The organism is Allobosea sp. FW305-C-101 (assembly GCF_058783685.1).
In genome coordinates, this window is record NZ_JBYSYT010000007.1 from 136,823 (window position 1) to 149,477 (window position 12,655).

Annotated in this window: 13 protein-coding genes; 9 read left to right on the plus strand and 4 right to left on the minus strand. The window is 67.5% G+C overall.

The window, feature by feature from the left end; all coding sequences use genetic code 11:
* Positions 1-2: 2 nt before the first annotated feature.
* A complete protein-coding gene (locus AC3WMA_RS23595; protein ID WP_492287710.1) occupies positions 3-1,454 on the minus strand; it encodes a bifunctional 2-methylcitrate dehydratase/aconitate hydratase in 1,452 nt (483 codons plus the stop codon).
* A gap of 212 nt (positions 1,455-1,666) precedes the next feature.
* Between AC3WMA_RS23595 and AC3WMA_RS23600 the strand changes: the two genes are divergently transcribed.
* From AC3WMA_RS23600 to AC3WMA_RS23610, 3 genes are read left to right on the plus strand one after another with little or no spacing between them, the layout of a single operon-like run.
* The gene (locus AC3WMA_RS23600; RefSeq protein WP_492287711.1) at positions 1,667-2,638 is read left to right on the plus strand and encodes a Bug family tripartite tricarboxylate transporter substrate binding protein; all 972 of its coding nucleotides are present in this window, start codon (positions 1,667-1,669) and stop codon (positions 2,636-2,638) included.
* A gap of 42 nt (positions 2,639-2,680) precedes the next feature.
* Positions 2,681-3,106: a tripartite tricarboxylate transporter TctB family protein gene (locus AC3WMA_RS23605; RefSeq protein ID WP_492287712.1), complete on the plus strand. Its 426-nt coding sequence runs from the start codon at positions 2,681-2,683 to the stop codon at positions 3,104-3,106.
* Between the two features lies 1 nt (position 3,107).
* Positions 3,108-4,625, plus strand: a complete 1,518-nt coding sequence (locus tag AC3WMA_RS23610) for a tripartite tricarboxylate transporter permease (protein ID WP_492287713.1) — start codon at positions 3,108-3,110, stop codon at positions 4,623-4,625.
* Positions 4,626-4,643: 18 nt separating this feature from the next.
* On the opposite strand, the gene AC3WMA_RS23615 is transcribed toward AC3WMA_RS23610, so the two are convergent.
* Positions 4,644-5,348, minus strand: coding sequence for an SDR family oxidoreductase (locus AC3WMA_RS23615; protein WP_492287714.1), 705 nt, complete (start codon positions 5,346-5,348; stop codon positions 4,644-4,646).
* A 131-nt stretch (positions 5,349-5,479) separates the two neighbouring features.
* Between AC3WMA_RS23615 and AC3WMA_RS23620 the strand changes: the two genes are divergently transcribed.
* The gene (locus tag AC3WMA_RS23620) at positions 5,480-6,418 is read left to right on the plus strand and encodes a LysR substrate-binding domain-containing protein (RefSeq protein ID WP_492287715.1); all 939 of its coding nucleotides are present in this window, start codon (positions 5,480-5,482) and stop codon (positions 6,416-6,418) included.
* Between the two features lie 105 nt (positions 6,419-6,523).
* On the plus strand, positions 6,524-7,687 hold the full coding sequence (locus AC3WMA_RS23625) for a M20 aminoacylase family protein (protein WP_492287716.1): 1,164 nt from the start codon (positions 6,524-6,526) through the stop codon (positions 7,685-7,687).
* A gap of 160 nt (positions 7,688-7,847) precedes the next feature.
* Here the strand turns inward: AC3WMA_RS23625 and AC3WMA_RS23630 are convergent, their stop codons facing one another.
* Both AC3WMA_RS23630 and AC3WMA_RS23635 read right to left on the minus strand, forming a co-directional pair.
* Complete coding sequence (locus tag AC3WMA_RS23630) at positions 7,848-8,486, minus strand: Vgb family protein (protein WP_492287717.1); 639 nt, start codon at positions 8,484-8,486, stop codon at positions 7,848-7,850.
* Between the two features lie 34 nt (positions 8,487-8,520).
* Complete coding sequence (locus AC3WMA_RS23635; RefSeq protein WP_492287718.1) at positions 8,521-9,741, minus strand: helix-turn-helix domain-containing protein; 1,221 nt, start codon at positions 9,739-9,741, stop codon at positions 8,521-8,523.
* Positions 9,742-9,857: 116 nt separating this feature from the next.
* Here AC3WMA_RS23635 and AC3WMA_RS23640 point away from each other — a divergent pair, with 116 nt between their 5' ends.
* The 4 genes from AC3WMA_RS23640 to AC3WMA_RS23655 all read left to right on the plus strand — a co-directional run bounded on the left by AC3WMA_RS23640 (position 9,858) and on the right by AC3WMA_RS23655 (position 12,654).
* A complete protein-coding gene (locus tag AC3WMA_RS23640; RefSeq protein WP_492287719.1) occupies positions 9,858-10,637 on the plus strand; it encodes a DUF899 domain-containing protein in 780 nt (259 codons plus the stop codon).
* A 146-nt stretch (positions 10,638-10,783) separates the two neighbouring features.
* A complete protein-coding gene (locus tag AC3WMA_RS23645) occupies positions 10,784-11,464 on the plus strand; it encodes a DUF2182 domain-containing protein (protein ID WP_492287720.1) in 681 nt (226 codons plus the stop codon).
* Positions 11,465-11,599: 135 nt separating this feature from the next.
* Positions 11,600-12,076 (plus strand): hypothetical protein, encoded by a 477-nt coding sequence (locus AC3WMA_RS23650; RefSeq protein ID WP_492287721.1) that lies wholly within the window; start codon positions 11,600-11,602, stop codon positions 12,074-12,076.
* Positions 12,073-12,654, plus strand: a complete 582-nt coding sequence (locus tag AC3WMA_RS23655; protein ID WP_492287722.1) for a peroxidase-related enzyme — start codon at positions 12,073-12,075, stop codon at positions 12,652-12,654. Before AC3WMA_RS23650 ends, AC3WMA_RS23655 begins: the two co-directional genes overlap by 4 nt.
* The last annotated feature ends 1 nt before the right edge of the window (position 12,655 follow it).

Here is a 12,655-nt window from a genome sequence, read left to right on the forward strand (position 1 = left end):
GCTCAGTTGCAGTAGAGATCGACGTAATCGTTGACCGACATCGCTTCGAGCTTCGCCTGATCCAGGGAGACGTCGAGGATCTGGCGCTGGCGCTTCTCGACGAAGCGGCGGGCGAGGTTGGTGCGGAACTTGGCTTCCAGCAGCGGGATGCCGTCGCCGCGGCGACGCTTGTGACCGATCGGGTATTCGACGACGAGCTCGGGCAGCACCGTGCCATCCTTCAGAGTCACCGTCATGCCATTGGCGATCGAGCGCTTCTCGGGGTCATGGTAATCCCTGGTGAAGGCCGGATCCTCGACGCATTCGATCTTGTCGCGCAGCACGTCGATGCGCGGATCGGCGGCGACATCGTCCTCGTAATCGGCGGCGGTGAGGCGCCCGAAGATGAAGGGCACGGCGACCATGTACTGGATCGTGTGGTCGCGATCGGCCGGGTTATGCAGCGGCCCCCGCTTGTCGATGATGCGGATGCAGGCCTCGTGCGTGCGGATCTTGATCGAGGCAATGTCGTCGCTGCTGCGGCCCATCGCCTTGAGCTGCCCGTGCAGCGTCATCGCCGCCTCGACCGCGGTCTGCGAGTGGAACTCGGCCGGGTAGGAAATCTTGAACAGCACGTGCTCCATCACATAGGAGCCGTAGGGGCGCTGGAACTTGAAGCTCTGGCCGCGGAACGAGGCGTCGTAGAAGCCCCAAGTCTTCGCGGTAAGTGCCGAGGGGTAGCCCATCTCGCCGGTCCAGGCGATCAGCGCGAGCCTGACGGCGCGGCTGGTGGCGTCGCCCGCCGCCCAGCTCTTGCGCGAGCCGGCATTGGGGGCGTGGCGATAGGTGCGCAGCGCCTGACCGTCGACGAAGGCAAGCGAGAGCGCGTTGACGATCTCGTCGCGGTCGAGCCCGAGCATGCCGGCGACCACCGCGGTCGAGGCGACCTTGACCAGGATGACATGGTCGATGCCGACCTTGTTGAAGGCGTTCTCCAGCGCCAGGCAGCCCTGGATCTCGTGCGCCTTGATCATCGCGGTGAGCACGTCGCGCATGGTCAGTGGCGCCTTGCCGGCCGCGACCGCGGTACGCGACAGCCAGTCGGCGACGGCGAGGATGCCGCCGAGATTGTCGGACGGGTGGCCCCATTCGGCCGCGAGCCAGCAATCGTTGAAATCGAGCCAGCGGATCATCGTGCCGAAATTGAACGCCGCCTGGATCGGATCGAGCTGATAGGGCGTGCCCGGCACGCGGGCACCGTTCGGCACGGTGGTGCCGGGAACGACGGGACCGAGCAGCTTGGTGCAAGCGGGGTATTCGAGCGCCTCCATGCCGCAGCCCATCGTGTCGATCAGGCAGTTGCGGGCGGTCTCGTAGGCGAGCGCGCTGTCGACGCGATAGTTCAGCACGTAATCGGCGATATCGACCAGCACGCCGTCCGGAGCCGGACGCTCATTGTTGTTGAATGTCGCCATTTTGGGCCGTTCCTCGCATCGATCGCTCGCCTTTTCAGCCTGGCCAGCGTTTATTGTCGACACAAATTACATTGACAGGCCCGTTTGACAAGCGCCCCCGGCTCGTTAATCTAAAAATTGTCGACAATCGAACCAGGCCAACCATGAGCCCGGACTGGCGACGGAACCCCGCCACCGACAGGCGGGAGCAACAAGACTTTCGGAGGAACGCCATGAGGACAACGATCGCCACCTGCTGCGCGCTGCTGCTCTCGGCAACCGCCCACGCGCAGGACTTCCAGCCGCAGAACCCGGAATGCATCGCGCCTGCCGCGCCCGGCGGCGGCTTCGACCTGACCTGCCGGCTCACCAGCCGCATGCTGAACGAGACCGGGCTGGTCGGCCCGTCGATCCGCACCACCAACATGCCGGGCGGCATCGGCGCCATCGCCTATAACAACATCCAGGCGCAGCGCGCCGCCGATGCCAATGTCATCGTCGCGGTCTCGACCGGCTCCTGGGTCAATCTCGCCCAGGGCAAGTTCGGCCGTTTCAGCGAATCCGACGTGCGCTGGCTCGGCGCGATCGGCGCCGATTACGGCGTGCTCGCCGTGCGCAAGGACAGCCGCTTCAAGACCCTCGCCGAGGTCGTCGAGGCCCTGAAGAAGGACCCCACCTCGGTGAAGGTCGGCGCCGGCGGCACGGTCGGCAGCCAGGACTGGATGAAGCCGGCGCTTGTCTTGAAGGCGGCCGGCGTCGATCCGCGCAAGATGCGCTATCTCGCCTATGAGGGCGGCGGCGAGGCGATCGGCGCCCTGATCGGCGGGCATATCGACCTCTTCCCCGGCGATGCCTCCGAGGTGCGCGGCCAGCTCGAAGCGGGCGAAATCCGCCTGCTCGCGACCTTCTCGGACAAGCGCCTGCCCGGCGCCTTCGCGCAGGTGCCGACCGCCAAGGAACAGGGCTACGACGTGCAATGGCCGATCGTGCGCGGCTTCTACGCCCCGCCGAAGGCGCCCGAAGCGTCCTATACCTACTGGACGGGCGTGCTGACCAAGCTCAACGCCGATCCGCGCTGGCAGAAGGCGCGCGGCGAGCAGGGGCTGTTCGAGTTCAGCATGGTCGGCGCGGAGTTCGACGCTTTCGCCAAGAAGCGGACCGCCGATTTCCGGGCGCTGGCGGCCGAGGTCGGCCTCGCAAAGTAAGGGCAAAAGCCCTTCGCGACGACAGCAGGACGGGAGAGGATCATGATCGATCGCCTGGTCGGGTTGATCTGTGCGCTCATCGGCGCGGGCGCGATCTGGCACGCGCAAACCCTGCACGTGCCGTTCGCGGCCGACCCGGTCGGGCCGCGCTTATTCCCGACGATCATCGGCGGCGTGCTGATCCTGGGCGGGTGCATCTTGATGCTGCGCCCGGGGCCGGTGACGATGGAGTTCGGGACATGGCCGCGGGCGCTCGCCGTGCTCGTAGCCAGCCTGATTTATCCGCTGCTCCTGCTGCCGATCGGCTTCATCGCCGCCACGAGCCTGCTCTGCTTCGTGGCGGCGCTGGCCTTCCATGCGCGGCCGCTGCCGGCAGCGGTATCCGCCGTCTCCACGGCGGTCGTGTTCTTCGTGCTGCTCGATAAGCTGCTCGACCTGCCACTGCCGCGCGGACCGCTGGGGATCTGAGATGGACGCATTCGCCGCCCTCCTCACCGGCTTCCAGGTCGCGCTGACCCCGCTCAACCTCGCCGTCGCCTTTGCCGGCGTCGCATTGGGCACGGCGATCGGCGCCCTGCCCGGCGTCGGGCCGATCAATGCGGTTGCGCTGCTGCTGCCGCTCTGCTTCGCTCTGAAGCTGCCGCCGGAAACGGCGCTGATCCTTCTCGCAGGGCTCTATTACGGCAGCGGCTATGGCGGCCGCATCTCCTCGATCCTGCTCAACATCCCCGGCGACCCCGGGCTGGTGATGACGACGCTCGACGGCTATCCGCTGGCCAAATCCGGGCGCGGCGCGGCGGCACTGGCGATCAGCGGCATCGGCAGCTTCGTCGGCGGCACCAGCGCCGTCATCCTGATGACCTTCCTTGCCGTGCCGCTGGCAAGGCTCGCGCTTTCTTTCGGCCCCGCCGACTATGTCGCGCTGATGGTACTGTCCTTCGCCCTGCTCGGCACCATGAGCGAGGGCAAGGCGGTAAAGACCTGGATTTCGGTCGCGCTCGGGCTCCTGCTCGCCATGGTCGGCATCGATGGCGGCACCGGCGTCGAGCGCTTCACCTTCGGCTCGCTGGAACTGCTCGGCGGCATCGACTTCACCAGCCTGACGATCGGGCTCTTCGCCGTCGCCGAAATCCTCGTCCTCGCCGAGGGCATGATCAGCGGCGTGGTCTCGCGCACCGGCGACGGCGCCCGGCTGTCCTTCAAGGAAATCCTGTTCTGCGTGCCGGCGATGCTGCGCGCCACCGGCATCGGCTTCGTCCTCGGCGTGCTGCCGGGGACCGGCGCATCCATCGCCTCGGCCATGGCCTATACCGCCGAGAAGCGCGTCTCGGACAAGGGCACCTTCGGCAAGGGCGACATGCGCGGCCTCGCGGCGCCGGAAACCGCCGACAACGCGGCGCAGACCGGCTCGATGGTGCCGATGCTGGCGCTCGGCATTCCCGGCTCCGGTACCACCGCCGTGATGCTCGGCGCCTTCCTGATGTATTCGATCACGCCCGGCCCGCTGCTGTTCACGCAGCGCCCCGAGGTCGCCTGGGGCCTGATCGCCTCGATGTATATCGGCAACCTGATGCTGCTGGTGCTGAACCTGCCGCTGGTCGGGCTGTTCGCGCGGCTGCTGCTGGTGCCGGCCTGGATTCTCTATCCCGGCATCCTCGCGCTGTCCTATGCCGGGGTCTACGCCGTCTCGAACTCGGCCTTCGAGCTGATCATCACCACCGGTATCGGCATCCTCGCCTATGGCTTGCGCAAGGTCGGCATCCCGCTGATCCCGTTGATGCTGGCCTTCGTGCTGGCGCGGCTGCTGGAGGACAATTTCCGCCGGGCGCTGTCGCTCTCGGATGGCGGCTACGAGATCCTGTTCTCGACGCCGACCAGCATCGTGCTCTGGTTGCTGGCGCTCGTCGCGATCGGCCTGCCATTGATCCGCAAGCCCGCGCTCCATCCGGCCGTGCCGGCGACCGAGGGCGGGAAGCCGAGCGCCTGAGTGGCGCCCGGCATAGCCTCAGATCGAGCGGGTGATGCCGCCGTCGACACGCAGGTTCTGGCCGGTGATATAGGCCGCGTCCTTCGAGGCAAGGAAGGCGATGGTGCCGGCGATCTCGTCGCTGGTGCCGTAGCGCTGCATCGGCACGCCCTGCCGCCGTTCCTCGGTCGCCGGCAGGCTGTCGATCCAGCCCGGCAGCACGTTGTTCATGCGGATATTATCGGCCGCATAGGTGTCGGCGAAGATCTTGGTGAAGGAGGCGAGCCCGGCCCGGAACACCGCAGAGGTCGGGAACATCGAACTCGGCTCGAAGGCCCAGGCGGTCGAGATGTTGATGATCGCGCCGGCCTTCTGCTTCTGCATGATCGGCGTCACCAGACGCGTCGGGCGGATGGCGTTCAGCAGATAGACGTCCATGCCGCGGTGCCAATCCTCGTCGGTGATGTCGAGGATCGGCGCGCGGGGCCCGTGGCCGGCGCTGTTGACCAGCACGTCGATGCGACCCCAGCGCCCCATGGCGAGATCGACGAGGCGCTTCAGATCGTCGTTCGACTGGTTCGAGCCGGTGACGCCCATGCCGCCGAGTTCAGAGGCCAGCGCCTCGCCCTTGCCCGAGGAGGAGAGGATGGCGACGGCGAAGCCGTCCTGCGCCAGGCGCTTCGCTGCCGCGGCGCCCATGCCGCTCCCGCCCGCGGTGACCAGGGCCACTTTTTCTACCGACATGCTATTATCCTCCGGCTTGATACCGCAGCGGTCAACGCTGCTACACAATGATCATTCACTTGCCTTCTAGCATTGAAGGCGCCACGCAGCGAACCAGTTCCACACAGCATAGACAGTAGAAAAACTATCGCATGGCCTCTTTCTCTCGCCGCTTGCCGCCGTTGAACGGCCTCCGCGTTTTCGAGGTCGTGTCCCGCCATCTCAACTTCCGGCTCGCCGCCGAGGAGATCGGGGTGACGCAAGGCGCCGTCGCGCAGTTGATCCGCGCCCTCGAGGCCGAGCTTGGGCTGAAGCTCTTCCTGCGCCGCCCCCAGGGTCTGGAGCCGACGGAGGCCGGCCAGCAATATGCGACCAGGGTCCGGCGCGCCTTCGACCTGATCGCGGAAGCGACGCGGGACCTGCGCGCGGAACCGCAGCGCCTCACGATCAGCGTCACGCCGAGCCTCGCCTCGCGCTGGCTCATCCCGCGCCTTCCCGACTTCACGGCCGCCCACCCGACCATCGACCTGCGGATCGTCGCGACCGATCGCCTCTCTAATTTCGAGACGGATGATGTCGATCTGGCGGTCCGACTCGGTCAGCCGCCATTCGGGGCGGGGCTGAATGCGGAGTTGCTGCACGAGCAGACCATCATCGCCATCGGCAGCCCCCTGCTCATCGAGAAGCTTGGCGATCCCGGCGAGCCCCGGAACTGGGCGCGCTATCCGTTACTGCACGATGCCCACGACTTCTGGCCGGCCTTCCTCGGCAAGGCATTCCCGGCCGGTGCGCCGGCCTCGGCGCAGAATGTACGCTTCAACCAGACCTCGCTCGCGGTCGAGGCGGCAATTGCCGGGCAGGGCCTCGCGCTGGCCAGCCTTTTCCTTGTGGCCGACGACATCGCATCAGGCCGCTTGGTCCGTGTCCTCCCGGCGGAGCTACCGGTCGACGCAGGCTTCCATATCGTCTTCCCGCGCAAGCCGAGGCATCCGGAGCCGGTCGAAGAGGTGTGCCGCTGGCTGGTCGAGGCTGCAGCCGGCGACCGCCCTGCCCGGCCGGACGGCGCGCGACCGGGCACGCGCCGCGAATAACTTGAGGCTCGCGAAACAAACTTGCACCCCGCGGGCAGGATTGCAGCGCTTCTTTCGACGCGTCTGGATTATCCGTTCTCAACTCCGCAGAACGAGGCCGTATCGATGTCCAAGCTCGATCTCGACGATCTCCAGTCGCAGATGACCGCATGGCGCCGCCATCTGCATGCCCATCCCGAATTCGGCTTCGAGGAGAAGCGGACGGCGGCCTTCGTCGCCGCAAAGCTGCGTGAATTCGGCCTCGACGAGGTCGTCGAGGGCGTCGGCGGCACCGGCGTGGTCGGGACGCTGAAGCGCGGCAGCGGCAACCGCGCCATCGCCTTGCGCGCCGACATGGACGCCCTGCGCATCGCCGAGCAAGGCGAGCTGCCCTATCGCTCGCAGACGCCCGGCGTGATGCATGCCTGCGGCCATGACGGCCATACCAGCATGCTGCTCGGCGCGGCCAAGCTGCTGGCGGAGGAAGGCGACTTCGACGGCACCGTGCGCTTCCTGTTCCAGCCGGCGGAGGAATGGGGTCGCGGCGCGCTCGCCATGCTCGACGACGGTTTGATGGAACGCTTCCCCTTCGACGAGATCTACGGCCTGCACAACATGCCGGGCCTCGGCATCGGGCAGTTCCAGACCCGCGCCGGTTCCTTCATGTCGGCCGAGGACAATTTCGAGATCGTGCTGAAGGGGGTCGGCGGGCATGCCGCCAAGCCTCATGCCGGCAGCGAGGTCCTCGTCGCCGCCTGCGCGCTCGTGATGCAGCTCCAGACCATCGTCTCGCGCCGCCTGAGCCCGGCCGATATCGCGGTTGTCTCGGTGACCGAGCTCCTGACCGACGGCACCCGCAACGTGCTGCCGGGAACGGCCCGCATCCTCGGCGACGCCCGCAGCTTCCGCCCCGAGGTCAGCGCCGCGATCGAGCGCCAGATGGGCATCATCGCGCGCGGCACGGCCGAGAGCTACAATCTCAGCCACGAACTGACCTATACGCGCGAATTCGTGCCGCTGGTGAATGACGAGGCGCTCTCGCAGGAAGCGCTTGCGGCCGCCCGGACCGTTTTGGGCGAGGCGAATGTCGCGCTCGCCTCCGAGCCGATGACGGGCTCGGAGGATTTCGCCCGCTTCCTCGACCATGTGCCCGGCTGCTTCGCCTATGTCGGCAACGGCGAGGGCTCGGCGCCGCTGCACAACCCGTCCTACGATTTCGACGATCGCGGCCTGATCCACGGCGCGCGCTTTCACGCTTCGATCGTCAGGCACCGGCTGGGCGAGAGCTGAGCTTCAGCCCCGCGAAAGACGAAAGCTTTCCTGCGGTGGCGCTTTCGGGGAAGCGCCTTGCAAACACCCCCCGATCTATGGAGCCAAATCCTACGCGTGCCGGCGTAGACATGAGCCTGCTCCGCCTCAATGGCTGTCGAACAGGCTCATGTTTCAACACTCAGGCGCGCTTCGGCCGACGCACGGCCCGCAGCGTGCTCTTGCCGCCATCGCCGCAATAGAACAGGTCGGCGCCATCCGACTCCATGCCGGAGAGACCTGCACCCGGCGGCATCGCGAGCGCATCGAGGACCTTGCCGGATACGGGATCGATCCGCCGCAATTCGCACTCGTCGTCCTCCCAAGTGCCGTGCCACAGCTCGCCCTCGACCCAGGTCACGCCGGTAACGAAACGGTTGGTTTCGATGCTGCGCAGCACCTTGCCCGTGGCCGGGTCGATCTGGTGGATCTTGCGCTCGCGGTAATGGCCGACCCAGAGCGAGCCTTCGGCCCAGGCAAGGCCGGAATCGCCGCCCTTGCCTGGCGCGGGGATCGTGCCCAGCACGGAACCCGTGCGCGGATCGATCTTCTGGATGCGGTCCTCGGCGATCTGGAAGAGATGGGTGCCGTCGAAGGCCGTGCCGGCATGGGCGGGGACATCGATGGTGCGGATGACTTCGCCGCTGGCGGTATCGAGCGCGTTCAGCCTGTCGCCGGACGCGAACCAGACATTGGCGCCGTCGAAGCTGACGCCATGGACCTTCTCGACGCCCGGGAACGGGCCGTAGGTACGGGCAATCTCGGCGGTAGGGATCGTCATGGCTTGGCTCCTGCGTCTGATGCGATGCCGGACCCTAGCCATCCGGCCAGGAGACCGGGAGTAACAAACTCGTCGCGAAACCCGGCATCGGCGGCATCACCCAGCGGCGTGCCCGCGCCTGCCCAAAGGACTGGACCTTGCCGGTTGCGGCGAGTGCATCGAGCGCGCGCTGGACGCTGCGCTGGCTCGACCCAAGCGCCAGCGCCAGCGCCGAACTCGACCATGTCTCGCCATCGGCCATGAGGGCGAGCACCGTGGCATGCTTCTCCTCGACAGGGCGCGCCAGCACAACGATTCCCGTCGCGCGGCGTGGCGCGATGGCGAAGCCGCGCTCGGTCGCGCTGATCCGCGCCAGCGGCCGCAAGGCTGCGCGCAGACGACCGATCTCGACGCGCAATCGCGCCCGATACGTTTCATCGGTGAAACGCGAGCCGAAGGCTCGTGCGATCAGCGCCTCGCGCGGCGCATCCTGCGGCCAAGCCTCGGCCAGTGCCCGCAACAAAGCGAACAGCACGGGGCGCGTCGCCAGCGAAACGGCGCTGGCCCGGTCGCGAACGGCATGGCGGCAGGCATCGACGATCAATCCCCCCGAGCTCTGCAGGTCCTCGATCTCGTCGAGCAATAGCGGACGCTCGGCGCCGTCAGCGATCAAACGCGCAGCGGGCTCGTCGAGCAGGCGGCGTGCGGCTTCGACCTCGGCGATCAGCGCAGGGATGCCGGCTCGGCGGGCGGCATCACTCGCTCCTGACAGCGCAGATTTCGCAGCGCGGGCTTCCATCCGGCGCAAGGCGATCCCGGCCCTCGCCAATCCATGGACGGCCTGTAACGGCGCCGGCAACTGCGTAGGATCGATGCCGGCGAGCCGCTCACCCGCATGGTCGAGCCGGCCGATCAGCAGCAGCCGGCGAATGTCGAGCAGGCGCGCATGGGCGGCGTTGGCGCGGTCATCATGGGCTTCGAGCACGGCAGCGGCCTCGTCGAGCTTTCCGGGAGCCCAGCCGAGATCGCGCGCCGCCAGCGCGACCTCCGCCTCGGCGACGGTGCAGCGCGCGCGAGCGACCGCTTCCCTCACCCCGAAGGCGCGGCCAGCCCGGCGCAGCAAAACCTTGGCGCGGGCGAAGTCGCCGAGCTGCGCCATCGCGATGCCGCGCAGCGCCAATGCGGGTGCATCGTCGCGCAAGGCGACCCGGTTCAGCGCCCCCAGCGGGTCGCCTTTCGCCAAGGCCTGCGCCGCGGCCGTGATCAGCGAGTCCATCGGAATCCCGCCAAACTTGTCACTCCCACCGTCTGCCGCCTCCGCCTTACCACCGATCGCGACGCCGCATCGAGTGTCGAGACGGCGCGGACATCCGCCTACAGGAGTGAAACATCATGACCAGTCATGCGATCGGAACTCGCGAGGAATGGCTAACCGCCCGGCTCGAACTGCTAGAGGCCGAGAAGGCCTATACCCGACAGGGCGACGCGCTCGCCAAGCGGCGACAGGCCCTGCCCTGGGTCAAGGTCGAGAAGGACTATCTCTTCCAGACCGAGCAGGGCGACGCCTCGCTCAGCGAGCTTTTCCAGGGGCGCTCGCAGCTCCTCGTCTACCATTTCATGTTCGGGCCGGACTACACGGCCGGCTGCCCGTCCTGTTCGGCGATCGCCGACGGGTTCAACGGCTCGGCCACCCATCTCGCCAATCACGACGTGATGCTCTGGGCGATCTCGCGAGCGCCGATCCACAAGCTCCTCGCCTTCCGCGAGCGGATGGGCTGGAGCTTCCCCTGGGCCTCGTCGGGCGAGAGCGACTTCAATTTCGACTACAACGTCTCCTTCACCGAGATGCAGGAGCGGACGCAGGGCATCGACTACAATTTCCGCCACCAGCCGAAATTCGAGTGGCGGACCTCCGGCAACGCGATCGAGCGCTCGCTTGCCGGGATGTCCGGGGTCGACGTCCCGACCTATCATCGCGACCGACCGGGCCTGAGCGCCTTCATCCGCGAGGATGGCGCGATCTACCACAGCTATTCCAGCTATTCGCGCGGGGTGGACGGCGTCTGGGGCATGTATGCCTGGCTCGACCGGGCGCCGAAAGGCCGCAACGAGGCGGAAGGCCCGTGGTGGCTCCATCGCGACCGCTACGCCGCCCGCCAAGCCGTGTCGTGAGTGCAGCTCACATCGCTGCCGAGAAGAGCCCCGCATCCGGTCGAGAGACCGGGCGCGGGGCCAAGCTCGTCTTCTTCGGAACGGCCGGCCTGCTCTTCGCTGCGGCAACGACCATCACGGTCCTGTCCGGCGCGGCGATGGAGGTGATGGGCGCCGTGCCGATGGCCGGCGGCTGGCTGCTCTCGGGCATCTGGCTGCCACTCTGCGGCCAGTCCTGGTTCGAGACCGCCGCCTGCTTCCTCGGCATGTGGCTGGTGATGACGGTCGCGATGATGCTGCCATCGCTGGCGCCGGCGCTGTGGCGCTATCGGAATGCGGCGTTCGAAGCCGGGGCGAACCGGCCCGGCGGGTTCGCAGCCTTGGTCGGCACCTGCTACTTCGCCGTCTGGACCGGCTTCGGCCTTCTCGTTTTCCTCACCGGCGCGGCGCTGGCGCAGGCAGCCATGCTCTGGCCCGCGCTTGGGCACCTCGGCCCGATCGCGGGCGGCTTTCTCGTCCTGATCGCGGGACTCTCGCAATTCTCCCGCTGGAAGGCGCAGCTCCTCGCGAGCTGCCGCTCTGCCTCCCCTCAAGCATTGCATGAACGGCCCGCTCCGCTGCCCGCACTTCGGGCCGGCCTCATGCTCGGCCTGCGCTGCTGCGCCTCCTGCATCGGGCCCATGGCGGTCCTGATCGCGGGCGGTGTCATGGACCTGCCGTTGATGATCGGCGTGACGATCGCCGTCACGGCGGAACGTCTGCTGCCGGCGAAAGCGCGGATCCCCGAAGCGACCGGCATGGCCATGGCGGCCGCCGGCATTCTCCTGCTCGCGCAGGCCCTCCAATGAGGCCGCGAACCCAACGAAGCGCCCGCAGAGCGCAGCCTACCACGCTGCCGGCAAAGCTCCTTGACGCAGCGCAAATTCGTTGCTTCATTCATCTAAAGCATCAAGCAGCGAAGTTGATGCATGAAAGGGATTGCCATGGCCCAACCCGCCAACCCTGAGGCGTCTCCCTGGCTCGGCGCCGCATCGGCCGCCGCACAGTCACGCAGCAACATCTTCGAGATGAGCCGGCAGGCCGAAAGCGCGGTGATCGATCCACGCGACCCCGGCGGCTTCCCCTCGCCCTGGCGCCGCGCGATCTCGGCCCGGATCGCGCTTCAGAACGCGTTGCCGGAGCTGGCCGCGCATTACCTCGCCGGCGTGACCGAGCCGGCGCTGCGCATCCTCGCCGACCCGACCGAACCCGGACGCGATGACCGCGAGCGCAGCGTCATCACCTTCATGGACCGGGTCGCGACCCAGCCACGGGCCGTGCAGGCCGAGGAGATCGAGGGGCTCAAGGCAGCCGGCGTGACTGATGCCGATATCGTGCGGCTCTGCGAACTCAACGCCTTCATGAGCTACCAGTGCCGCGTCCTTGCCGGGCTCGCCGTTCTCAAGGGAGCATCCGCATGAGCCGGGTCGTGCATCGCTTCACCCGCAACGTGCCGGATTGGCAGCCGCGGGTGACCCCGGTCGATCTCGCCAAGGCGAGCCCCGAGCAGCTCGACGCGCTGAAGGTCACGCCGTCCAACACCAAGGTCTCGGATTACGTGCTGGTTCTGGCGCATGACCCGGAGACGCTCAACGTGCGCTCGCCGCTGTTCAACGGCATCATGTACGATCCCGGCGGATTGAGCCGGGCCGAGCGCGAACTCGGAGCGATCGGCGCCTCCGTGGTCAATCGCTGCATCTACTGCGCCGCCGTGCATGCCGCGCGCCATGCCCAGCTCAGCAAGGACACGGCCGTCACCGACGAACTGTTCGCCAATGGCGAGAAGGCCAGGCTCGGCGCGCGCGACCAGGCGATCTTCGACTATTCCGTCAAGCTCTCGCAATCGCCGCCGGCCGTTACCGAGGCCGACACCGCCCGCCTGCGCGAGGCCGGACTGGACGAGGCCGAGATCGTCGATCTCATCCTCTCCACGGCCCTGTTCGGCTGGGCCAACCGGCTGATGCACATCCTCGGCGACCCCGTCCGCAAAGACGGGTGAG

Bases quoted from the DNA above. Each gene is read 5' to 3' on its own strand.
- AC3WMA_RS23630 (WP_492287717.1), bottom strand. From the start codon at position 8,486: ATGACGATCCCTACCGCCGAGATTGCCCGTACCTACGGCCCGTTCCCG.
- AC3WMA_RS23625 (WP_492287716.1), top strand. From the start codon at position 6,524: ATGTCCAAGCTCGATCTCGACGATCTCCAGTCGCAGATGACCGCATGG.
- AC3WMA_RS23615 (WP_492287714.1), bottom strand. From the start codon at position 5,348: ATGTCGGTAGAAAAAGTGGCCCTGGTCACCGCGGGCGGGAGCGGCATG.
- AC3WMA_RS23620 (WP_492287715.1), top strand. From the start codon at position 5,480: ATGGCCTCTTTCTCTCGCCGCTTGCCGCCGTTGAACGGCCTCCGCGTT.
- AC3WMA_RS23610 (WP_492287713.1), top strand. From the start codon at position 3,108: ATGGACGCATTCGCCGCCCTCCTCACCGGCTTCCAGGTCGCGCTGACC.
- AC3WMA_RS23595 (WP_492287710.1), bottom strand. From the start codon at position 1,454: ATGGCGACATTCAACAACAATGAGCGTCCGGCTCCGGACGGCGTGCTG.
- AC3WMA_RS23635 (WP_492287718.1), bottom strand. From the start codon at position 9,741: ATGGACTCGCTGATCACGGCCGCGGCGCAGGCCTTGGCGAAAGGCGAC.
- AC3WMA_RS23600 (WP_492287711.1), top strand. From the start codon at position 1,667: ATGAGGACAACGATCGCCACCTGCTGCGCGCTGCTGCTCTCGGCAACC.
- AC3WMA_RS23605 (WP_492287712.1), top strand. From the start codon at position 2,681: ATGATCGATCGCCTGGTCGGGTTGATCTGTGCGCTCATCGGCGCGGGC.
- AC3WMA_RS23640 (WP_492287719.1), top strand. From the start codon at position 9,858: ATGACCAGTCATGCGATCGGAACTCGCGAGGAATGGCTAACCGCCCGG.
- AC3WMA_RS23655 (WP_492287722.1), top strand. From the start codon at position 12,073: ATGAGCCGGGTCGTGCATCGCTTCACCCGCAACGTGCCGGATTGGCAG.
- AC3WMA_RS23645 (WP_492287720.1), top strand. From the start codon at position 10,784: ATGGGCGCCGTGCCGATGGCCGGCGGCTGGCTGCTCTCGGGCATCTGG.
- AC3WMA_RS23650 (WP_492287721.1), top strand. From the start codon at position 11,600: ATGGCCCAACCCGCCAACCCTGAGGCGTCTCCCTGGCTCGGCGCCGCA.